The sequence below is a fragment of the Candidatus Manganitrophaceae bacterium genome, assembly GCA_016200325.1.
Classification (GTDB): domain Bacteria; phylum Nitrospirota; class Nitrospiria; order SBBL01; family Manganitrophaceae; genus Manganitrophus.
This window is the reverse complement of the sequence record JACQEZ010000015.1, coordinates 40081-62420: the sequence shown is the minus strand read 5'-3', so window position 1 is coordinate 62420 and position 22340 is coordinate 40081. Positions and strand designations below refer to the sequence as shown.

Annotated in this window: 21 protein-coding genes; 2 read left to right on the top strand and 19 right to left on the bottom strand. The window is 60.4% G+C overall.

From position 1 onward, the window contains the following. Nucleotides 1-19 precede the first annotated feature (19 nt). The 4 genes from HY282_12795 to HY282_12780 form a co-directional block, all read right to left on the bottom strand. On the bottom strand, nucleotides 20-1519 hold the full coding sequence (locus HY282_12795) for a DNA polymerase Y family protein (protein ID MBI3804628.1): 1500 nt from the start codon (nucleotides 1517-1519) through the stop codon (nucleotides 20-22). Further along, nucleotides 1485-2207: a hypothetical protein gene (locus tag HY282_12790; protein MBI3804627.1), complete on the bottom strand. Its 723-nt coding sequence runs from the start codon at nucleotides 2205-2207 to the stop codon at nucleotides 1485-1487. The genes HY282_12795 and HY282_12790 overlap by 35 nt, the downstream gene beginning before the upstream one ends. After that, on the bottom strand, nucleotides 2191-2790 hold the full coding sequence (gene lexA, locus HY282_12785; GenBank protein ID MBI3804626.1) for a transcriptional repressor LexA: 600 nt from the start codon (nucleotides 2788-2790) through the stop codon (nucleotides 2191-2193). Before lexA ends, HY282_12790 begins: the two co-directional genes overlap by 17 nt. A gap of 83 nt (nucleotides 2791-2873) precedes the next feature. Then, entirely contained in the window at nucleotides 2874-3506 is a 633-nt protein-coding gene (locus tag HY282_12780) for a UdgX family uracil-DNA binding protein (protein MBI3804625.1), read from the bottom strand. 309 nt (nucleotides 3507-3815) lie between these two features. Between HY282_12780 and HY282_12775 the strand changes: the two genes are divergently transcribed. Continuing rightward, a complete protein-coding gene (locus HY282_12775; GenBank protein ID MBI3804624.1) occupies nucleotides 3816-4373 on the top strand; it encodes an HdeD family acid-resistance protein in 558 nt (185 codons plus the stop codon). Here HY282_12775 and HY282_12770 read toward each other — a convergent pair. Beyond that, nucleotides 4327-5592, bottom strand: a complete 1266-nt coding sequence (locus tag HY282_12770; protein MBI3804623.1) for a DUF2029 domain-containing protein — start codon at nucleotides 5590-5592, stop codon at nucleotides 4327-4329. The genes HY282_12775 and HY282_12770 overlap by 47 nt on opposite strands. Next, nucleotides 5582-6334, bottom strand: a complete 753-nt coding sequence (locus HY282_12765) for a polyprenol monophosphomannose synthase (GenBank protein ID MBI3804622.1) — start codon at nucleotides 6332-6334, stop codon at nucleotides 5582-5584. Before HY282_12765 ends, HY282_12770 begins: the two co-directional genes overlap by 11 nt. 525 nt (nucleotides 6335-6859) lie before the next feature. On the opposite strand from HY282_12765, the gene HY282_12760 reads away from it, so the two are divergent. Then, a complete protein-coding gene (locus HY282_12760; GenBank protein MBI3804621.1) occupies nucleotides 6860-7570 on the top strand; it encodes a hypothetical protein in 711 nt (236 codons plus the stop codon). A 21-nt stretch (nucleotides 7571-7591) separates the two neighbouring features. On the opposite strand, the gene HY282_12755 is transcribed toward HY282_12760, so the two are convergent. From HY282_12755 to ndhC, 13 genes are all read right to left on the bottom strand, one after another. Next, entirely contained in the window at nucleotides 7592-9025 is a 1434-nt protein-coding gene (locus HY282_12755) for an NADH-quinone oxidoreductase subunit N (protein ID MBI3804620.1), read from the bottom strand. 3 nt (nucleotides 9026-9028) lie between these two features. Continuing rightward, a complete protein-coding gene (nuoM, locus tag HY282_12750; GenBank protein ID MBI3804619.1) occupies nucleotides 9029-10543 on the bottom strand; it encodes an NADH-quinone oxidoreductase subunit M in 1515 nt (504 codons plus the stop codon). After that, nucleotides 10540-12414: an NADH-quinone oxidoreductase subunit L gene (gene nuoL / locus HY282_12745; GenBank protein ID MBI3804618.1), complete on the bottom strand. Its 1875-nt coding sequence runs from the start codon at nucleotides 12412-12414 to the stop codon at nucleotides 10540-10542. The genes nuoM and nuoL overlap by 4 nt, the downstream gene beginning before the upstream one ends. A gap of 1 nt (nucleotide 12415) precedes the next feature. Further along, a complete protein-coding gene (nuoK, locus tag HY282_12740; protein MBI3804617.1) occupies nucleotides 12416-12724 on the bottom strand; it encodes an NADH-quinone oxidoreductase subunit NuoK in 309 nt (102 codons plus the stop codon). Further along, entirely contained in the window at nucleotides 12639-13229 is a 591-nt protein-coding gene (gene nuoJ / locus HY282_12735) for an NADH-quinone oxidoreductase subunit J (GenBank protein ID MBI3804616.1), read from the bottom strand. Before nuoJ ends, nuoK begins: the two co-directional genes overlap by 86 nt. A gap of 84 nt (nucleotides 13230-13313) precedes the next feature. Beyond that, a complete protein-coding gene (gene nuoI / locus HY282_12730) occupies nucleotides 13314-13829 on the bottom strand; it encodes an NADH-quinone oxidoreductase subunit NuoI (protein ID MBI3804615.1) in 516 nt (171 codons plus the stop codon). 60 nt (nucleotides 13830-13889) lie between these two features. After that, nucleotides 13890-14843: an NADH-quinone oxidoreductase subunit NuoH gene (gene nuoH / locus HY282_12725; GenBank protein ID MBI3804614.1), complete on the bottom strand. Its 954-nt coding sequence runs from the start codon at nucleotides 14841-14843 to the stop codon at nucleotides 13890-13892. Further along, complete coding sequence (gene nuoG, locus HY282_12720; GenBank protein MBI3804613.1) at nucleotides 14840-17572, bottom strand: NADH-quinone oxidoreductase subunit NuoG; 2733 nt, start codon at nucleotides 17570-17572, stop codon at nucleotides 14840-14842. Before nuoG ends, nuoH begins: the two co-directional genes overlap by 4 nt. Continuing rightward, nucleotides 17553-18854: an NADH-quinone oxidoreductase subunit NuoF gene (nuoF, locus tag HY282_12715; GenBank protein ID MBI3804612.1), complete on the bottom strand. Its 1302-nt coding sequence runs from the start codon at nucleotides 18852-18854 to the stop codon at nucleotides 17553-17555. The genes nuoG and nuoF overlap by 20 nt, the downstream gene beginning before the upstream one ends. 2 nt (nucleotides 18855-18856) lie before the next feature. Continuing rightward, nucleotides 18857-19321 carry an NADH-quinone oxidoreductase subunit NuoE gene (gene nuoE / locus HY282_12710; protein MBI3804611.1) on the bottom strand — a complete coding sequence of 155 codons (465 nt, stop codon included), beginning with the start codon at nucleotides 19319-19321 and terminating at the stop codon, nucleotides 18857-18859. 33 nt (nucleotides 19322-19354) lie between these two features. After that, nucleotides 19355-21103 (bottom strand): NADH-quinone oxidoreductase subunit C/D, encoded by a 1749-nt coding sequence (nuoC, locus tag HY282_12705; GenBank protein ID MBI3804610.1) that lies wholly within the window; start codon nucleotides 21101-21103, stop codon nucleotides 19355-19357. Continuing rightward, nucleotides 21090-21779, bottom strand: a complete 690-nt coding sequence (locus HY282_12700; GenBank protein MBI3804609.1) for an NADH-quinone oxidoreductase subunit B — start codon at nucleotides 21777-21779, stop codon at nucleotides 21090-21092. Before HY282_12700 ends, nuoC begins: the two co-directional genes overlap by 14 nt. A 105-nt stretch (nucleotides 21780-21884) precedes the next feature. Continuing rightward, a complete protein-coding gene (gene ndhC / locus HY282_12695) occupies nucleotides 21885-22256 on the bottom strand; it encodes an NADH-quinone oxidoreductase subunit A (GenBank protein MBI3804608.1) in 372 nt (123 codons plus the stop codon). Nucleotides 22257-22340: the final 84 nt, after the last annotated feature.

Below are 22340 nucleotides of genomic sequence, written 5' to 3'. Positions count from 1 at the left end.
CAGACGGAGATCGACACGGCTAATCGTAAACGCCGTCGGCAAACCAATTTCCCTGTTGGCGATCGTGAAAGATCCGATAGACACCGCCGTCGGCCAACTCCAGATCCCAGTAGTCGCGCGTGACCGCTTCTTCCGACCACCACCCCTCTTCCAGCCGCCACGGTCCCGAGGCGACCCGGACCTTTCCTGAAATGGAAGGGAGAGGATCGGCCCGCTTCTCGGTTTTGATCTGAATCGGCTGGGGCGGCACTCCCCCATACTGCACCTTGAGGAGGATTTTCGGGCGGAGCACCCGGATGGCGGCGGCCAAGGAAGGTCTCTCCAAGAGAGGCATCCTCCTCGGAGGGGGGGGCGCGTACTCCGACATGAAATACCGCTCCGGGCGGGTACCGTCGGCCCGCTGCGGGGAGCCGATCCGGTCGGCGCCGAGCAGCAGCGACAGACGGGCCCTGACCGTCGCCAGGCTGTCGGGAGAGGGGCTGGCCGGACCGAAGAGGGAAAACTGAGCCTGCCGCAACGGCTCGGGATGGGCATGGAGGGTGATGCCGTTAACTGGCGCGCGGGGCGGATGGGCCGCTAACTCCAAAGAGAGGAGCTCCAGTAACGTCTTCACCTCCGCCGTCGGAGCGGCCAGCGACAGCGACCGAGTTTCTTCTCCCTTCGGATCGAACGAGAGTTCCAGATCGAGCCGCCGGCAGGCGACTCCGAACGTGGAAAGATGCTGACCGAGGCGATCGAGCATCGGACGGGTGACGGCGCAAAAGGCCTCGATCCCGCAGAGGGTCCACTCGAGATCGATCCGCTCGGAGAAGACGAGGGGACTTCGCCAGGCGGAGAGCGGCCGCTCGTCCGATCCCTGCGCGGTCCGATGGAGCGCCAGCCCTTCCGGCCCCAGCCGCCGTGCAACGTCGCCGGGGGAGAGGGCGGCGAACTCGCCGGCGGTCCGAATCCCCCAACGGGCGAGCCGCTCTAATAAAGGAGGAGGGGGTTTTAACCAGGCGAGGGAGAGCGGCGCCAGATAGGCGGCATCTCCCCCTTTGGGAAGGATCGCCGGATTTCCCCGGGAGCGCCAAGCGGCCAATCGGGCCGCTGTTCTCCCCTCGGCCACCCCGACCTGTGCGGAGAACCCCGCGGCCGCCGCCGCATCAACCGCTCTTTCGGCGAGGGCCCGCTCGTCTCCCATCCCCCGCAGATCGAGATAGATACATCCCAATCCAGAATTTTCTATGATGGGCGACAGTCCGGAGGCGGTTTCAAGAAGGCGTTCCTGGGCCGATTGCTCGGCCGCGCGGTCGCGCGGTCTGGCGACGATCTCCGGAAAGAGGGCCCGCGCCTGATGAAGGGAGAGTCCCGGATGGATCCCGCGCCGCCGGGCCGTCGGGCTGGCCGCAATGACCGCCGGGGTCGCCCCCTCCGCCTCGAAGACGGCGATCGCGGCCTGCGTGATCTGCGGCTCTTGTCGGAAGCGCGCGGCGAGCGGGAAGTCAGGGACGAGCAGACAGGCGATCCGCCGCGGCATCGGCCTTCTCCTTCCCTCGAATCTCTTCATCGATCGGATGGACCGGAAGAAAGAGCGCTCCCGAAAATGCGCGCCGCCCCCCTTTCCGCCGTTGAAGGGTGAAATCGACCCGAAGGCCCGACAGCAGCCGCGGCGCCGACCCGCTTCCGAGCCAGACCGGACGGGAGCGGCAGGCGGTCACCGAAAGATCGGCCGCCGTGCCGGCGAGCGGGAGGGGAGAGGAGAGGAGCAGCACGGCGTTCTGCGCGCGGGCCGCGCGGGAGAGACGAATCCAGGGCCCGTCGGAAAGATGCTCAGTTTTTTTCTCCGCCAGATCGAGCACCACCAAAGAAAATCCGGCGAGGAGGATCATCTCGGCGGCGGTCATCGCCTCCTTTACCGTAAAGGGCCGGACCCAGAGCAGGCGGGAGAGATCGACGCCCGCTGCATGCGCCCCCTCCGGATCGAGATGGTCGCCCAAGTCGATCAACGCCGCCGGCTCGCCGGCGCGGGTTGCGGCGGAGAGCGCCGCCAGGCTGAGGGCAAACCGGCCGGTCGAAGCTTTCCCCGACAGCTCGATCAACGTCCCGCGCGGCAGCCCCCCTTCTTCCAGCCGATCGAGGAGCGGCACCTGTGTCACGAAGGGAGCCTGCCGCCCTTGCCGCAACAAGAGCGCCGATCCGGTGATCACTCTAGAATCGGAAAACACCGACGATCCTCCCGATAATCTGCGCCGGCGATTGGCGCGTGATGGCGAGCGGCTCGAAGTCAGGATTCTCCGGCTGTAGCATCATCGCTCCCCCCTTTTTGATCAGCCGTTTTACCGTCGCTTCCCCGTCTAATAAGGCGACGACGATCTCCCCCGACTCGGCGTCCGGCTGCGGCTTCACCAAAACAAGATCCCCGTCCAGAATGCCGGCCCCGTTCATGCTCTCTCCTTTTACTTTCAGCAGGAAGGCCTCTTTCCACCGGACGACCGAGGCATCGAGCGCCAGCGTTCCAATTCGGTTTTCCTCGGCGAGGATCGGCCGTCCCGCCGCCACCCGGCCGACGATCGGAACGGCGCGGGCGGTCGCCCGCTCGGTCAGCTCGATCGCGCGGGGCCCGACCCCCTTTTTCAGAAATCCCTTTTGTTCCAAGGCGGCGAGATGTTTTTCAACGGCGTGAACCCCCGCAATCCCGAAATGGCTTGCCGTTTCCCGGAGCGACGGGGGGTAGCCCCGTTTCTCCACCGTTCGACGGAGGAACTCGAGAATCTCTTTTTGTCTGGGTGTTAAGGCGGAGGTAGACATACGTCTACCTCTATGATGCCGGATTGAGCGGTGAGTGTCAAGGAAATCTTAGGCCGGGATAGTACCGTGAGGAATGACCCGGATCAAGCGGCGGGACGAAGACGGTGGAGCGCTTTGGCCACCTGTTTAAGATCTTCGACGAAGCGGGCCCGCGCCTCCCGGCGCTCCGCTTCGTCTTCAATCCGGAGCAACGAGGAGGGGTGAACGGTGGCGAGGATCTGGCCGCCGAAGGGGGAGGGGAGGAGCTCACCCCGCTGGCGGGTGACCCGAAAATCTTTTCCGAGCAGCGCCTGGGCGGCGGTGGCGCCCAAGCAGACGATGATCTTCGGCTGGATGAGTTTAATCTCGGCCTCGAGCCAGGGGCGGCAGGCGGTGATCTCGGCGGCGTTCGGCTTTTTGTGAATGCGACGTTTGCCGCGCGGCTCCCACTTGAAGTGCTTCACCGCATTGGTGACGTAGACCTCGTCGCGGACGATCCCCGCCTCTTCGAGCGCACCGTTGAGCAGCCCTCCGGCCGGTCCGACGAAGGGCCGCCCAGCCTGATCTTCCTTATCGCCCGGCTGCTCTCCGACGAGCATTACCGCGGCCTGCTCCGGCCCCTCGCCGAAGACCGTCTGCGTTCCGCTCTTCCAGAGATCGCATGCTTGGCAACCGGCGGCGGCCTCTCGGAGGATAGCGAGGGTCGGGTTCGGCGGGATCAGCCGTGCGGCGGTCATTTGTGATATAGAACGTTTTGGCACCACTCTTCTCAAGCTCAACTCTACCTATACGGTTATTTTACTCCAAACGACGCCTGCGAGTCACTCTTTGTAAGAAGGATCGATTCGAAGCGCTTCACTATTCCATTCCTTCTCAGGTACACCTTTGTTTAGATTAGTCCTCGGATCAAATTAATAGTTCCTTATGATGAATTGACCTCCTCTCGGATTGCATGGTTTCCTTAAGTAGAGGGTTGAGTAATTTCAATGGAAGAGATGAGAGATACGGTTCTAACAAGAGATAAACCCTAACAAAGGAGGAAGACGATGTTTGATCTTCTAACGCGTAATTGGTGGGTCCTGATTTTAAGGGGCGTCTTGGCGATTCTCTTCGGGGTGTTGGCCTTCAGCCGACCGGGGATGACGCTGGCGGCGCTGGTCCTTTTCTTCGGGGCTTATGTTTTTGTCGATGGAATCTTCGCCATTATCCTGGCCCTCGGCGGTTGGGAGAAGCGGAACGACCGTTGGCTCCTTTTGCTTCAGGGGGTGATTGGGGTTGGGATCGGCATTCTGACTTTCCGGGCGCCCGGGATTACAGCCATCGGTCTGCTCCTCTATATTGCCGCTTGGAGTCTGGCGATCGGTGTGCTCCAAATTGCGGCGGCGATCCGTTTGAGAAGGAGCATCGAAGGGGAGGTGTGGCTTGCGATCAGCGGGGTCGCGTCGATCCTCTTTGCTGCAATCTTGATGTGGGCGCCGGCCGCCGGCGCGCTCGCCCTGCTCTGGGTGATCGCGAGTTATGCGATTATTTTCGGAGCGACGCTGATCTTCCTCGGCTTCAAAGTACACGGTCTGCACGGGCCGCTGAGGAAGGCGGAAGCGTAACGATGCGGTTGGGATCGTGGCGCCAGGCCATTTCAACCACGATGAAACTGATCAGGATGAGAAGAAGGAGGGTTCCGAGGGTAATACAGCCGATCAACAGGAAAAAGTTGGCGACGGTCCTTCCGATCAGATCTTTCGAGGTCAGCGAATTGAGAATAAAACTCAATGCGAGGAGTGCACCCAACACGCGGCTCTGATTTTGTTGGGTCAAGAGATAGGCCAGGACGGTCATATAAGGGAGAATCAGGACGATAAAATGGGATTTGCTGCTCATCGGCGATAACATCAGCATCCCGATCAGCAGGACCGACCCGTCCAGAATATAGGGGTTTTTTAATCGAGAAGCTTTGAGGAGGACGAGAGAGAGGGAGAAGAGAAATAAAGCATAGACCGCATAGAGAATCTTCTTAAAATCAGCGGTGAGGTTGAACGCCACAACAACGCGGTAAACAAGCGACCGCAAAGACTGATTAAGCGGATTTTCACCGGCCCAAAAATGGGGGGTCGAAGCGGTCTCTTGTTGAGAGAGGGCCGGTCGAACGATATCCTGAACCCACTTTCCGAAGTAGCTGGTTTGCGTCTCTCCGGCGGAGAAGAAGAGGTCGGGGAGAAAAGAAACGAAGAGATAAATCAGAACACACCAGGCGAACACTTTCCACTTTCTCCGAAGGAGAAGATAGGGGAAGAAAAGAAGCGGCGTGACTTTCAGCGCCGCCGCCATGGCGATTCCAAAAGCGGCCGAGAAATCCTTCTTCTCCATCAGCCCATAGAGTCCCAATAAAATAAAGAAGAAGACCAGATAGTCGTATGCCTGGTTTTCCAAAACGGCCAGTATAAGTTTCAACCCGACTGCCAGCGACAAGAGTCTAAACCAATAAAGTTGATTCGGGCTGAATTTCACCTCGAACGTTTTGAGAATCAAAGATTCGCACAGTCGGAAGCTACAGTAGAGAATGGAAATCGAAAGGATGTACCAAAGCAGATTCCGCAGTCCGATCGGAAGCGGTGCGAAAGGAATCATCAGAAAAGCGAAAAGGGGAGGATAGGTAAAGGTCGGTGCGCAGGGAATGAACGGCTGTCCGGAGAGAAGACAGTTTGCGGCGACCGGATAAAGGATCAGTCCGTTTTTGATGAACCGAAAATAATAAAGCCCGACCCCGATCCAGAATAGGAAGGACCATTTCCGAAACCGCGTCAGGTCGGGCGCGTCAGAGAGCATTTTTGAACTGCTGTGCCCCTTCTACTTTTTTAGATCCCAGACGGAGCTTCCAGACCTTGATCAATGCATCGAGAATAATCCATTTTGAAAGCTTGGAGCTTCCGTACCGCCGATCTGTAAATACGATTGGAATTTCTTTGACTGAAAAGCCGTTCCGATAAAATAAATAAGCGAGCTCAATGGTGAACTCATAGCCGTTTGACCGGATCTCTTGATAGCCGATCTTCGTCAGCAACTCTGTCCGAAGGCATTTGTATCCGCTCGTTAAATCGTAAATCGGAACGTTGAGGACCCAGCGCGCATAACGGTTTCCCCAGCGGCTCAAGAGCCTTCTAAACCAGCCCCAATCTTCAATCGCTCCGCCGGGGGCATACCGCGAGCCGAGGACAAAATCAGCCTCCCCGATCGTCTCAAAGAACTGATTTAAATAGGCCGGATGGTGCGAGAGATCGGCGTCCATACAGACGATGAGATCATAGTGATGCTTGAGGGCATAGGTGAATCCTTCCAGATAAGCGCGCGCCAGACCGTCTTTGCATTTTCGCTCCAAGAGTTTGACGCGATCGTTTTTGCGGGATATCTCAGAGACGATCTTCCCGGTTCCATCGGGAGAGTTATCGTCGATGACCAGAACATCGACCTCTCGTTTCACGGTGGAATAGATGGCATCAATCAGATGTGAGATATTTTCCTTTTCATTAAAGGTCGGGATCAGGATCAATATCTTCTCATCTCTCAGCATGTCAGCCTTTCCTTTAGGGTCGGTCTCTTCTAGTATTTTGTCTGTCGCTCTTGATCGACCGATCAAGCGAGGAGCGTGTCGGCTGGAGAACGGTTGGGGCGGAGGTGGAAGAACGGATCGCTTTTCTAAGGATGTTTTGGCGGAGCGATTTCAATACACCCCCAATACGAAAGAACGGACGGATGATGCGGGTTAGGCGTTGAGAGGCGGTGCAAAAGTTTCTTTCCTCCCAAAGTGATACCAAATTAGCGCCTTTTGGTTTCCTTGTCAATACCTAATAGAGGTCCTCCGGCCGGTTTGCGGGCACTCGGCTCTCTTGTTCAAACAGGGAGGATCAGGGCTGACAAAAAGAACGGAGGGAGATCGGGGGATAAAACCTCCTGCAACGCGCAGCCGCTTTCACCCTCCGTTCCGAGGGACGGAGCGACCTCTTTCCAACTCGGATTGCGTTTGCTTTCATCCATTGTTTATACTGGCAGCGGCAGCGCGGTTAAGTGACGGCTACGTGAGAGAGGGAGATTGTTCGTGTTCAGGTTTATTTTGAAGGTCGGCCTTTTGTGGTTCTTTTTGCTCACCCTTTTCCAGGGCGGAACCGCTTTGGCAAACCATCAGGTCGATCAAATCGAGGCGGGGTTGTCGGATGCGGTGGGGGAGCTGGCGAAGGCGAAACTGCAGGATGCGCTCTCCGACAGAGACCAGGCGTACGCCTACTTTCTCGTGGCGGTCTACAACCATGATCCCACCGCGCGGCAGAAGGCGGAAGCGCTCTACACCCGGTTGGACACCCCCGAAGGGGAGGCATTTCTCGGGAGCCTGATGATGCTGAAAGCCCGTGATTGGGAAGGAGGGGTTCTTCAGGTATTCAAGCGTAAAAGGCTGGTGCAACAGGGGATCGAACAGCTCGATCAGATGGCCCGGGCCCATCCGGAAGACCCACAGGTCCATATCATTCGGGCCATCAGCTACCTCGGATTACCCGCGTTTTTTGGAAGGTTTAATGACGGCCTCGCCGACATGGAGCAGGTGATCCGGTGGATGGATGGGGGGAAGATCAAGGTTCCTCAGGAAGAGCTTCTTTTTCGGGACCGCTCTTCGCTCTATTATTATGCAGGCCGGTACTATCTAAAGCAGGGAGAGAGAGAAAAAGCGAAGGAGATGTTTTCGAAAGCAAACGCCTCCAACTTCCATACGCCGTTTGCAGCGGCCGCGCGAAAACGGATCGCGGCGCTCTCCTGATGTCCAATTCAATTTTCGAGTTTATCCCAGTCCCGCCGACAGCGCTTGAACGATCCGGATGAACGGCGTCGGATAGACCCCCAGCCAGATCAGTAACCCGGCCAATAGAATCATCACCCCGCTTCCGAGGGGAGAGAGCGGCGGGGTCGGCCTTGCTGTGGTCAACTCCATTTTTGTATAGAGGACGATCACCAGCCGTAGATAATAAAAGAGGCTGATCCCGCTGGTGACGGCGAGAATCAACACGAGAATCCAGCGCGCCGAAGCGGTCCCTGCTGCAACGATGTAAAATTTTCCGACAAAGCCGGCCGTCAGCGGCAGCCCCGCCAGAGAGAGAAGCATCGCCGTAAAAATTCCCGCCAGCAGCGGCCGGCGCCAGAAGAGACCGCGGTAGTCGTCGAGCCCGTCGGCGTCCCGTCCGGCCTCGGAAAGAAGGATCACCACGCCGAACGCGCCGAGCGTCATGACAAAATAGGCGGCGAGGTAAAAGCTGACCGTTTCGACCGCCATCCTCCCCGACGCCAAAAAGGCGACGAGCAGGTAGCCGATCTGTGCGATCGAAGAGTAGGCGAGCATTCGTTTGACGTTCTGTTGAAGCAACGCCAGGAGATTTCCCACAATCATTGACGCGGCGGCAATCAGGCTGATCCCAACGGCAATCGGTCCGGCCGCGGGAAGGTCGGCGCTGAAGCGGAGGAGCAGGGCGAAGACGGCTCCTTTCGAGACCGTTGCGATGAAGGCGGTCACCGGCGCCGGCGCCCCCTCATAGACATCCGGGGTCCAGAGGTGAAACGGGACAAGCGAGAGCTTGAAGCCGACCCCGGTCAAAATCAGCGCCGTCCCGGCGGCGAGGAGCGTCGGATGGACCTCCGGGTTCTCGTTCAACAAAAAGGCGATCCGCTGGAACGACATCGTGCCGAGGTCGGCATAAATCAGCGCCATTCCGAAGAGGAGAAACGCGCTGGAAGCGGTCGCCAGGACCAGATATTTAATCCCCGCCTCGAGCGGCCGTTTCCGGTTTTGGAGATAGGCATTGAGCGCAAAGAGGGGGATGCTGAGGGTTTCGAGGCCGAGAAAGAGCGAGGCGAAATGGCTGCTCGCCGCCAGCACCGCCCCCCCCAGCGTGGCGATCAACAGAAGGAGATAAAACTCTTCCGGTCGATCGGCTTGTCTCTCCAGATAGCCGTAGGCGAGCGCCGCCACGGCGGCGCTCGCCGCGATGATTAATCCAATATAGAAAAGGGCGTACCGGTCTATCTGAAGGAGCGGCGTTACTGGTCGGGGCGCCACCCGGAGCGAGAAGAAAAGGGAGACGAACGCGGCGGCGAGCCCGATCAAGGTCCAGGCCAGCGTCAGGCGGTGGCTGCGGGTCACGGCGATCGTCAGCATCGCGGCAATGGCCGCGGCGGCGATAAGAAGAAAGGGAAGCAGTGCGGTAAAATCGGCGGTCTGCATCGATTACCTCGCCAGCGCCAGCGTCGCATCGGCGACGGTCTGTTGGAGGGAGATCATCGCGATCCGGAAGGTGTCGAAGACCGGCTGCGGATAAAGGCCGAGCCAAATCAGCGCGAGGATCAAGGGGACAAGCACAACGATCTCCCGAGCGGAAAGATCGGGCAGCCTCCAGCGATGAAGATTCGGTCCGTGGAAAGTCCGCTCGACCAGCCTGAGCGCATAGAGGGTGGCGGCCAGGAGGCCGACCGTCGCCAGGGCCGCTCTCCAGCGGCTGACCGGATAGGTGCCGAAGAGGATCAGGAACTCGCCGATGAAATGGCCGAGGCCCGGCAGGCCGAGCGCCCCCATCGCAAAGAAGAGCCCGGCCCCGCTCAGGCGGGGGATCGTCTCCCAGAGTCCCCCCATCCGGCCGATCTCCCGGGTCTGCATCCGCTCCTGAAGTTGACCGACCAGAATAAAGAGCGCCCCGGTGCTGATTCCATGCGCGAGCATTTCGACCAATGCCCCTTGAAGCGCCAAACCGTTCCAGGCGAAGATGCCGAGGAGGACAAAGCCGAGATGGCTGACGCTCGTGTAGGCGACCAGTCGCTTGAGGTCCGTCTGCGAATAGGCAAGCAGCGCACCATACAGAATGCCGACGACGGCGAGGGTCATGACGATCGGAGCAACCCGCCGCGCGGAGATCGGAAAAAGCGGAATGACAAACCGGAGCATCCCATAGGCGCCGGTCTTCAGCAAGAGGCCGGCGAGCAACACACTCCCGGCGGTCGGCGCCTCCGTATGGGCATCGGGCAACCAGGTGTGAAAGGGGACCATCGGAAGCTTCACCGCGAAGGCGATGAAGAAGCCGAGCATGATCCAGATCTCAATCCCCGGCGGAATGACCGTGCCGAGGAGATCGGCATACTGAAAGGTCCACGTCCCGGTCTGCCGGGCATGGAAGAGGACCAATGAGAGAATCGCCACCAGCATCAGCAGCCCGGAGAGCTGGGTGAAGAGAAAGAACTTGAGGGCGGCATAGACGCGCCGCTCATGGCCCCAAAGGAAGATGAGAAACGACATCGGGATGAGCATCATCTCCCAGGCAAAATAGAAGAGAAAGAGATCGGCCGCCAAAAAGACCCCGACCACGCCGGCAAGCGTCCAGAGGAGATGGAGGTGAAAGAAGCCGACCCTTTCTTGAATCTCATTCCAAGAGGCCAAGACGGCGAGGGTGCCGAGGAAGAAGCTGAGGACGACCAGAAGGAGGCTCAACCCGTCGACCGCCAGGTGGAAGTGAATGCCGAATCGGGGAATCCAGCTCCGGTCGAATTCTTCCATCCAGGTAATCGGAGCGCTCGGCGAGGAGAAAATCGCCCTCGCGCCGGCGTGTCGCATCCAGAGATCGAGGCTCGTCTGAAATCCAATCAGCGTCGCCACCAGCGCAATCCATCGCGGCCATTCCCGGCTCCAGCGCCCCGCCGCCGCAGCGAGCGGCCCGCAGATCAGAAGAATCGCGATTAAAGTAAGAAGCATCATATGAACAGCACCAGCCCAATAAAGAGGACCGTTCCGGCGGCGATCCCGCCGACATACCATCGGATTCGTCCGGTCTCGGTCCGCCGCAGCGCGTCGTAAGAGAGTGTCGTCAGCCGGGCAAGGCCGATATAAATCAGATCGATCCAATCGGATCGGGCCGCCCGGGCCAGGGCTTTCACCGGCCGGACCACCCTCCGATCATAAAAGAGATCCCACCCCCATCCGGTATACCAGAGGGTGTACATCCCGGCCGCCATTGGCAACCTCATCAGCCCCCGGACAGCCGCGCGGCGGCGGAGGTAGAGTTCATAGGCCAGGAGAAGGCCGACCATAAACGCCGCCGCAACGATCACTTCCGAGCCGAACGGGGTCAACCGCCCCGGCGCCCCTTCCCGGTCCGGAGGAAGCGCCGCGTGCAGAAAGCGGCTGAGGCGCGGGCGGCTGGGGAGATTGATGAATCCGCCGAAGATCGACAACAGGGAGAGGACGACGAGCGGGATCCGGATCAGGAAGCCCGGTCGCGGCGCCGCTTCCGCTTCGGTTCGTCCGAAGAAGACGAGGAAGAAGAGGCGAAACGTGTAGAGCGTTGTGAGGACGACCCCGATCACCCCCGCCGCCCAGAGAACGGGGCCCCCGCCGATCCAGGTTCCCCAGAGAATCTCCCCTTTGCTGTAGAACCCGGCGGTGATCAAGGGAAGGCCGGCCATCGACGCCCCGCCGATCAGAAATCCCCAAAAGGCGAGCGGGACGATTCGGCGCAATCCTCCCATCCTGAAGAGGTTCTGCTCTCCCTCCATCGCGTGAATAACCACCCCCGCGGAGAGAAAGAGAAGCGCCTTGAAAAAGGCGTGGGTCATCAGGTGAAAAATCGCCGCCGACCAAGCGCCGACGCCGAGGGCGAGGAACATGTAGCCGATCTGACTGATGGTCGAATAGGCCAAGACCCGTTTGAGATCGGTCTGCACCAGCGCGCTGAATCCGGCGATCAACAGCGTCGCCGCGCCGATCACCGCAACCACCGTTTGCACCGGTGGTGCGAGAATAAAGAAAGAGGCGGTCCGGGCAATCAGATAAACCCCGGCGGTCACCATCGTCGCCGCATGGATGAGGGCGCTGGTCGGCGTCGGTCCGGCCATCGCATCGGGAAGCCAGACCTGGAGCGGAAGCTGGGCCGATTTTCCGATCGCTCCGACCAAGATCAACGCCGCCGCGGTGATCGCCAGCGGGCTTCCGATCGGCCATTCGGCCACGGCGTGTTGCATCGCCGCGGCGATGTCGAGTGTTCCCAATTGCGTGAAGAGGAAAAAGAGGCCGATCGCCAGCGCGGTGTCGCCGACCCGGGTGACGATGAATGCCTTCCGTGCCGCGCGTCCGTTTTCCGAGTTTGTATACCTGAATCCGATCAGCAGATAGCTGCACAACCCGACCCCCTCCCAGCCGAGATAGAGGAGAAGGAAATTATCGGCGAGGACCAGGACCCCCATCGCGGCGACGAAGAGGTTCATGTAGGCGAAGAAGCGGCTGTATCCTTCCTCTCCGCGCATAGAGTCGGCGGCGTAGAGGTGGATCAGAAAGCCGACGCATGTGACGATTAGAATCATCGTCAATGAGAGGGGATCGAGGACGAATCCGATCGGCACCCGAAGGTCGTCGACCCTGATCCACGACCCGAGCGATTGGCTGTATCGGCCCTCTGGCGGAGGGGAGAGAAGGAAGTCGGCGGCGATCCCGAGCGAGATCAACGCGGCGAGGGCGATGGACCCGACGCCGAGGAGCGCAGTCGTTCTTCGAGAGAAACGGGGGCCGAAGATCGCCAAGAGAACCGCGCTGAGGAGTGGGAAGGTCGGGATGAGCCAGAGTGCTGTCCGCATCTTATCCCCTCATTTCGCTCAAGGCATCGGCATCGAGCGATTCATATTGGCGGTGCATCCGGAGGACCAGCGCCAATCCGACCGCCACCTCGGCGGCGGCCATCGCCAAGATAAAAAAGAACATCACCTGTCCGTCGGCCTGCGCCCACCGTGCGCCGGCGACGACAAACGCAAGCCCGGCGGCGTTGAGCATCACTTCGACCGACATCAAGATGAAAATAATGTTACGCCGAACCAACAGGCCGATCAGCCCCACGGTGAAGAGGAGCGCCGCCAGAAGCAGTCCGTGCTGCACGGGAATGAACATCATCCGCCATCTCCAATTTCGGTTTATGCCAGCCGAGATGATAGGCCCCGACCAACGCGCCCATCAGCAGAATCGACGCCAGCTCGACGCCGATCAGATAGGGTCCGAAGAGAGCCCGGCTGACCGCCTTGGGATCGACCTGTTCGACCGCCGGGCTCGGAAGGCCCGCCTGGGTCAAGAGGTAGACGACCTCGGCGATAAGGACCGCCGCCAGAATCGACGGGCCGATCCAGACCGCCGGCCGAAGCCAACGGCGTTCCTGCTCGGTCGCCCGCTGTCCGAGATTGAGCATCATCACGACGAAAATAAAAAGGACCATGATCGCACCGGCATAGACGATGACCTCCAAGGCGGCGACGAACGGCGCGCCGAGAAAGGAGAAGAGCAGCGCCACGGCCAAGAGAGAAACGATTAGATAGAGCAGCGCATGGACCGCATTGGGGCTCATCACCATCAAGAGGGTGGCGGCAACCGCAACGGCACCGGTAATATAAAATGAGATCAGCATTGTGACTCCAAATTTCGGATTGCGGATTGAAAGTAAAGGGAGAGAACCGATCCGATTTCATTCCGCATTCCGGAAGATCTCCTACTAGGGCATCAGGCTGTGCAGATCGACCGGTGGCGATTCCCGCTCGGCCTCTCCTTTGTCTTTCCCGCCGATCGCCGCGCCGGCGACCTTCCAGTAGTTATAGCCGTGATACTTCCCCTCGCCGGCGATCAGGAGATCTTCTTTTTCATAAACCATCTCTTGCCGGTTGTATTCGCTCATCTCGAATTCCGGGATCAGCTGAATCGCATAGGTCGGGCAGGCCTCCTCGCAGTAGCCGCAGAAGATGCAGCGGGAGAAGTTGATCCGGAAGAACTCCGGATAGCGCCGGCCGGTTTCGTCCTGCGTCGCCTGCAGCGCGATACAATCGACCGGACAGGCGACCGCACAGAGATAACAGGCGACGCAGCGCTCCCCGCCGTCCGGATCGCGCGAGAGGATAATCCGCCCCCGATAACGGGGGGGAAGCACCGCCTTCTCCTCCGGATACGGAATGGTCACCGGACGCCGGAAGAGATGGAGAAAGACATCCCACAGGGTGCGTAAGATACTCCACATGGTAGAACCCCTTTTATTGCGGATTTCGGAATAAGGGAGGAATCCGCATTCCGAAATGGTTTATCTCCCTCCTCTCGCCAGCACCGCCGCCCCGGTGATGAGCAGGTTCAACAGCGCGAGCGGCAGGAGCACCTTCCATCCCAACGCCATCAACTGATCGATCCGGGGCCGTGGCAAGGAGGCCCGCATTAAAATAAAAAGGATCAGAAAGAAAGCACTCTTCAGCAGAAACCAGACCACCGGCGGCAGGAACGGCCCGAGCCATCCGCCGAAGAAGAGGGTCGTCATCATCGCGGAGAGGAGGATCATCCCGAGATATTCTCCGATAAAAAACATCCCGAACTTCATCCCCGAATATTCGGTGTGAAAACCGCCGACCAGCTCCGTTTCGGCCTCCGGCAGATCGAACGGGAGCCGGCGCGTTTCGGCGACCCCGGCGATCGTAAAGAGAATAAATCCGAGAAATTGCGGAATGACAAACCAGACTCCCCGCTGCGCCTCGACAATGTCGGCAAGGCGAAACGAGCCGGCCAGGAGCACCGGCCCCATCAGCGACAGGCCGAGGAAGACCTCATAGGTTATCATCTGGGCCGCGGCCCGCAGTCCGCCGAGCAGCGCATATTTGTTGTTCGACGACCAGCCGCCGAGGACGATGCTGTAGACGGTGAGCGAAGACATCGCCAGAAAAAAGAGAATGCCGATGTTCAGATTGGCGAGCACGACGCCGGGCGCAAACGGCAGAATGACAAACGACATCAGCACCGCCGCCATGATGATCGCCGGGGCGATCACGAAGACCGGTTTGTCGGCGAACGGCGGAATCCAATCTTCCTTCGTAAAGAGCTTGATGGCGTCGGCGAGCGCCTGCAGCGATCCGAAAGGGCCGACGCGGTTCGGCCCCAACCGGTCTTGCCAGACCGCCAAGAGACGCCGCTCCACCCAGGTAAGCCATCCGGCGAGGCTGAGGGTGACGAAAAGGAGCGCAATACTAAAGAGCAGTGTCCTCAATATCATGACGCCATCCTCAGCATCCCTCCGGCGGCGGGGCGGATCCGGCTCCAAGCGGGAAGGGTCGCCCCCATCCAGGGAGGAAACCCGGCCGGGACGGCTGCCAATCCTTTCGGCAGCGCCGGATCGATCCGGACCAGCAGGGTCTGCGCCGCTCCGCCCCATTCGACCTCGACCTCGTCCTCCGGTTCGACCCGAAGACGCTTTGCATCGTCCGGGTGTAACGCGATGTAAGGGGCCGGCGCCAATTTCATGATCGCCGGCGCGCGGCGGCTCAGCTCCTCCGAGCCGAAAATGTGATGGCGGGGGATCAGGAGCCACTCGTTGGCGCGGGAGATAAAGGAGGCCGGGATCTCCTGAAAGTAAGCCGGCGCTTTCCCCCCTACCGGCTCGATCAGACGGACGCCGGAGCGCTCTTTCGGCAAGGCGTCGTCCGCCTCTCCTTGGAGCTTGATGTTCGCCTGCTGATTCGAGTTCCACCCCGGCGCCCAAGGGATCGGGCGGAGACCGGCCGGCGTCTCTCCCGAATACCCTTCCATCGAGAAGGCATAGGGGGAGTCGGGATCGTCGGGAGGCTTCGGCTCATGGACATTGATATTCGCCCAGATCGCCGTCCGCCCGCTGAAACGAAACGATTCGCGCGGAATTTTTTGGTCGACGATTCGAAACGCCGCCGACGGCGCGGCATCGCCGGCCGGCGCCAACGCCGGGATCGCCTGCGCCATCGCCGCGATCAAATCGTCAAGCCCCCGCCAGCGCTCGATCTCTTTTCGGCCCGCCTCAAGCATCCCGTCGCGCAGCCATCGCCAACTCTCTCGGATCTCTCCGGAAGGGATAAAAACTTGAGTGAACCGCTGCGCGCGTCCCTCGCTGCTGACGAGGGTTCCGGTCGCCTCGGCAAAGGTGCCGGATGGAAGAACCAGCTCCGACCGGGACGCGGTCGCGTGGTGGAGCGCGTCGAGGGTCACCAGATGCGGGACGGTGTTGAGAAAAGGCTCGACCGACGCCTCCTCCGCACGGCGCGTAAGGTCGTTCTCCAAGACCAGCGCGGTCTCCGCCGTTCCGTCGCGGACGGCGCGGAAGGCGTCGCTCAGCGGGCGGCCCCCCATCATCGTCAGACCGAGGCTGTTTCCTTCCGGAACGGTGAAGGCGAGTCCGGCCTGCTTTCCCGCGGCGCAGAGGGCCCAGGCGACATTCGCTGCGGCGCCGATCACCGCGTCGCTGTTCGCGCTTACCCCGCTGACGATCAGAGGACGTTCCGCGGTCTGCAGCGATCGGGCGATCCGGTCCGCCAAGGCGCCGACCGCGGATGGAAGGTCGGGAACGGCGGGGGCGTCCGGATCGATCGCATGCGCCACCGCAAGCGCCAGCCGCGCCAGCGCTTCGGGGGCGGCCCGATAGGTTTCGGTCGCAATCTCGTCCAAACGGGTGGCGGTCGAAGCGGCGATAAAGAGGGGGCCCTTCAGATCCCTGGTTGCGTCTCGGACCGCGATATCGTTCCAGCTTGGGATTTTCATTTTCTCGGCGGCGGCCAGGGCATACTGTCGGACCGACTGCCGGAGGCTCAATGCCATCCGTGGGGCGACCTGTGTCACATCTTCTCCGACGATGAAGACCGCATCGGCGCGTTCGATTTCGGCGAGCGACGGGGTGCGGGCCGGGCCGTGCCGAAGAAGGTCGAGGATCCGCGAGAGGAGCCGATGCTCCGCGTCGGCGATCCCCAGAAAAAAGTGATCGGGACCGACGGCGGTTCGGAGCGCGAAATTCGCCTCCAGCGAGGCGCGCGGCGATCCGATTCCGATCACCCGCCCCTTTCGGAGCAACCCACCGAGGTGCGCGACCGCCGCTTGCTTTGAAATCGGTACCGCTTTTCCCTCGCGGCTCAAGAGCGGCTCCCGGATCCGCTCGGGGCTATTGACGAATTCGTAGCCGAAGCGCCCCCGGTCGCAGAGAAAGTAGCCGTTGACCTCCGTGTTGTAGCGATTGATGTTCCGCCGCAGCGTGCCGTAGCGCTCACCGGGGGAGATGTTGCAGCCCAGCCCGCAGTGGACGCAGACGGAGGGGGCGGTCTGCAGATCCCATTTGCGGACATAGTGACGGCCATAAGTGGCATCTTTGAAGACGCCGGTCGGGCAGACCTCATCGAGGTTGCCGGAGAATTCATTCTCCAACACCCCATCGCGCTCCCGGCCGAAGTAGACGGTGTTCCGGAGATGAAAGGCGTGCAGGTCGCGGCCCCCGGCATAATTCCGGTAGAAGCGGACACAGCGATAACACTGAATACAGCGGTTCATCTCATGCTTGAGGAACGGGCCGAGGTCCTGATTGCGGTAGGTCCGCTTTCGGAAGCGGTAGCGGCGGGCGACATGGCCGCTCATCAGCGTCATATCTTGCAAATGGCACTCGCCCCCTTCGTCACAGACGGGGCAGTCGTGTGGATGATTGAGCATCATCCCTTCGATGATCGCGGCGCGGAAGGCCTTCGCCTCCGGGTGCTCAACGGAGATTCGCGTGCCGTCGGCGGCCGGGGTCATGCAGGCCATGACGATTTTGCCGCGCGTGTCGTTCTCGTCTTTAAACGCTTTCACCGCGCACTGGCGGCAGGCGCCGACCGACCCCAGCGCGGGATGCCAGCAGAAGTATTCCAAATTCAACCCGGACCAGAGGACATTTTGAAGGACATTTTGGGTCGGATCGGCCGGGTAGGGTTTGTTGTCAACGTAGAGTGTCGCCATTCATCCTCCAAGGGCAGCGCTTTTCATCGATATGCCGTTTGAAATCGTCGCAAAAATAGTTCAGGCCGCTTGCAAGCGGCTCCATCGCGCCGGGGGCGAGGGCGCAGAAGGTATTTCCGGGAGCCATAAATTTCGTCTGCTCTCGGAGGATCTCGAGATCTTTCTCTTCTCCCTCGCCCCGCTCCATCGCCCCCAAGACCTGCTCCACCCAGGAAAGCCCGCTCCAGCAGGGGGTGCACCAGCCGCACGACTCCTGCGCGAAGAACTGCTCCAGATTCCAGAGGAGTCCCACCGGGCAGGTCTGGTCATCAAGGATGATCATCGTCCCGGTGCCGAGGCGGCTGCCGACCGTCCGGAGCGCATCGAAGTCCATCGGGACGTCGAGCTGCGCGTCGGTGATGAATTCGGTCGAAGCGCCGCCGGGGATCGCCGCGCGGAATCGGAGGCCGTCGCGCATTCCGCCGGCATGTTCTTCGAGAATCTCGCGGGCCGGCGTCCCCATCGGCAGCTCCCAAAGCCCGGGGCGCTTCACTTTGCCGCTCGCGCCGTAGAGTTTCGTCCCGCCGTCTTTCGTCCGGCTGAGCCCCTTAAACCAATCGGCGCCGTTTTTCAAAATGTGCGGGATATTACAGAGCGTTTCGACATTGTTCACCACGGTCGGTTTACCCCAAAGGCCGACCGTCTGCGGATAGGGAGGTTTGGCGCGGGGATTGGCCCGTTTCCCCTCCAACGCGTTGAGCAGGGCGGTCTCCTCGCCGCAGATATACCGGCCTGCGCTGACGTGGAGGATCATTTTCAAACCGTGGCCCGACCCGAGAATCTCCCGGCCGAGATATCCCCGCTCGGTCGCTTCAGCGATCGCCCGCGAGAGCGCCTCCTGCGCTTGCCGGTAGGCCCATCGAAGAAAAATGTAGGCGACATCGGCTTCAATCGCATAGGCGGCGATGATCATCCCTTCAATCAATTGGTGCGGATTTCCTTCCAGGAGACGCCGGTCTTTGAAGGCGCCCGGCTCCATCTCATCGGCGTTGGCGACCAGATATTTCGGATGGGGCGCGCCCGCTCCCATCGGGACGAGGCTCCATTTCACCCCGGTCGGGAAGCCGGCGCCGCCGCGGCCCCGCAGGCCGGCGCGCTTGACCGTCTCAGTGACTTCCGCCGGCGACATTTGGAGTGCTTTTCGAAGCCCCTGATATCCGCCGGCCTGTTCGTAGGCATCCAAGTCGAGCGGGGTTCCGTCGGTCCGGAGGTGTTGGGTGAGCGGTTTTTCGAGGGTCGGCATCGTTATGAATACTCCTCTAAGATTTTTTCTATTTTTTCGGTCTTCAGGTCGAGATGAAGGTCTTCATTCACCATCATCACCGGCGCCCGGTCGCAGGCGCCGAGGCAGACATTCGGCAAAAAAGTGAAGCGATGATCGGCGGTCGTCTGGCCGAGACGAATCCCGAGCCGCTCCATCAAAGCGCCTCGGATCCGCTCATACCCCATGATCCAGCAGCTGACGCTGTCGCAGAGGAGGATGACATGCCGGCCGACCGGCCGACGGTAGATCCGGTTGTAGAAGGTGGCGATTCCGTCGAGCTCATCGGGGGCCATGTCGAGGAGCGCGGCAACGTCCCGGAGCGCTTCATCGGAGACCCACCCCCGGTGTTTCTGGACGACCTTCATCGCATCGATGCAGACCGCCTGCTTGGTCGGGTAGTGGGTGAATTCGGCTTCGATCTCTTTTTTTTCCTCGGGACTGAGCAAGGGGGACTCCTCTCTTCTCGTTTCATCTCCTTCTCACCGGTCGACGTCCGAGAGGACAAAATCGACACTTCCAAAAACGGCGACCAGATCGGAGATCGTCCGGCCCCGGCAGAGGAGGGGAAGCATCTGCATGTGGGGGAACGACGGGGTTCGGATGCGCGTCCGATACGAGGTCGTGTTCCCGTTGCTGATCAGATAGTAACCATTGTTCCCCTTGCTCGCTTCGATCGCCCCCAGCGCCTCGCCGGGAGGGACGACCGGGCCCCAGCTGACATTTAAAAAATGGGCGATGAGGGTCTCGATGTCGTGCATCGTCCGCTCTTTCGGCGGCGGCGAGGCGAGCGGATGGGTCGATTTATAAGGGCCGCCCGGCATCTGTCGAACGCACTGGTCGATGATGCGCAGGCTTTGCCGCATCTCCTCCATCCGGACGAGGGCGCGATCATAGCAGTCACCGTTCTTTCCGGTCGGGATCTCGAAGTCGAATTGATTGTAGCCCGAATAGGGGTGGGCCCTCCGGAAGTCCAATCCCAATCCGCAGGCGCGGAGGTTCGGCCCGGTCATTCCCCATTCGATTGCCTCATCGATGTCGGTCTGCCCGACCCCTTTCGTCCGCGCTTTAAAAATCCGATTCTGGATGATCTCCTCTTCATATTCGGCAAGGCGCGCCGGAAAATAGTCGAGAAAGTCTCGGAAGAGCCGCTCCCATCCGATCGGTAGGTCTTGTGCGGTTCCCCCCGGACGAAACCAATTCGGGTGCATCCGCGCCCCGCAGATCGCCTCGCTGATCGCATAGGCGCGCTCCCGATCGTTGAAGGCGTAAAAAACCGGCGAGAGCTGTCCGACATCTTGGGCGAAGGTTCCAAGCCAGACGAGGTGATTGGTGATCCGATACAGCTCGCACATCATCACCCGAATCACCTGGGCCCGCGGAGGGATATCGATGCCGGCGAGCTTCTCCAGCGCCGTGAGGTAGGCGAGGTTGTTGATCACGCCGGAGAGATAGTCGACCCGGTCGGTATAGGGGAGATAGGTATACCAGGTCTGCCGCTCGGCGATTTTCTCCTGTCCCCGATGATGAAAGCCGATGTCGGGGACCGCATCGAGAATGATCTCGCCGTCGAGCTGTAAGACGACACGTAAAATGCCATGGGTGCCGGGGTGTTGCGGTCCCAAATTCAAGAAGATGAAGTCGGTGCCGTCGTCGCTTCGCTTCATCCCCCACTCTTTCGGTTCAAAGCGGAGTTGCTCCTGCTCCTCGACCATTTTCCGGTCGGGCATGTTCAGGCCGAGCTCGGTCCCCCGGGCGGGGTGGTCTTTCCGAAGGGGGTGGCCTTCCCAATCGCGCGGCATCAGAATGCGGACCAGATGGGGATGGCCGTCGAAGACGATGCCGAACATGTCCCACGTCTCCCGCTCGTACCAGTCGGCCGACGGCCAGAGATTCGTGATTGTCTGAACGGAGGGCGATTTCTCCCGCAGCGGCACCTTGAAGCGGACGTAGGCATTTCGGTCGACCGAGTAGAGATGGTAGACGACCGTGAAATCGCTCTGCGGCAGACCGGGCTGGGGGTTGCGGGCCCGCTCGTCGACGCCGGTCAGATCGTAAAGCATTTTGTAGGGACGATCGATTCCCTCTTTCATATACCGGAGCACCGCCGGAATCTTCTCCTTGGCCATCCAGAAGGTCGGGATGCCATCGACGGTCGGCGGCGCAGAAAGAAGCGCCGGTCCGGCTTGGGCTCGGATCGCCTCGATTAAGGGGCGTTCAGCGCCCGGCATCTTTGCCTCCGAGGGCCAGATCGTGTGACGCGTAATCGGGCGGGGTGAGCCGGCCGATCGATTGGCGCTTCGGCCGCTTCAGCTCGCGCTGTGCGGGGAAGGCCGGCCGCTGCACCCCTTGCGGGCCGACGACCCAACTCAGCGGACGCCGCTCTTTTCCGACCAGGTTTTGCAGCAGGAGCAGCCCTTCCATCAGGCTGTCGGGCCGGGGGGGACATCCTTGGACGTAGACATCGACCGGCAGAAATTTATCGACCCCCTGAATCACACTGTAGACGTCGAACATTCCGTCGGAGTTGGCGCACGAACCCATCGCGATCACCCAGCGCGGCGCCATCATTTGCTGATAGAGCATTTTGATCATCGGAGCGGCCTTATAGAAAACCGTTCCGGAGACGATCATCAGATCGGCCTCGCGCGGGGTTCCGCGAATCACCTCCGAGCCGAATCGGGCCAGATCGTACTTGCTTGTCAAGCTGGTCGCCATCTCGACATAACAGCAGGAGAGGCCGAAGTTAAACGGCCAGATCGAATTCTTCCGGCCCCACGCGACGAGCGCTTCGAGCCGGGAGAGGGCGACGTTGCCGTGCGGCGCTTCATTGGAATTGGGATTCGGGAGATCGGAGGAATTCGGATTATTTTCTTTAGGGTTCTGTTTGCCAAACCAGCCGCGCATCCGATGGGGATCCTTTCTACTATGGGTAAATCATAAATAAGCAATCGGCCGAGACCTCTTCTAACTTATCTTGAGCTCAGAGCGGATCGCTGACCGCGCTTTTTCCTAATGGGAGTACCACCGCGCCGAACCCCAATCGAGGGCGCCGAGCCGCGCCAGGTAAACCAGCGCCGCGAGCAAGACGCCGATGAAGAGGGCGATCTCGCCCCAGCCGATCCAGCCGAGCTCGCGGGCCGCCACCGCCCAGGCATAGACAAAGGCCGCCTCCAGATCGAAGATCACGAAGAACATCGCCACCAGGTAAAACTTGGCGGAGAGCCGAAGCTGGGCCGAGCCGGTCGGCAGGATCCCGGACTCGTAGGGGGTGTCGGTCAAGGTGTTGTGATGCCGTTCTCCTAAGAGGGCCGAGAGGGTCAGCATTCCGACCGTCAGGGCGATCACAAGCACGAAGTAGATTCCGAGGGGCCAAAGGTCCATAACCAATCCAGGTTGTGTTTCCATTCTAGGAGGAGCCGACGAAGCGAAACAATTAGCCGTGGGGGTGATAGCTTTTTGGATAAG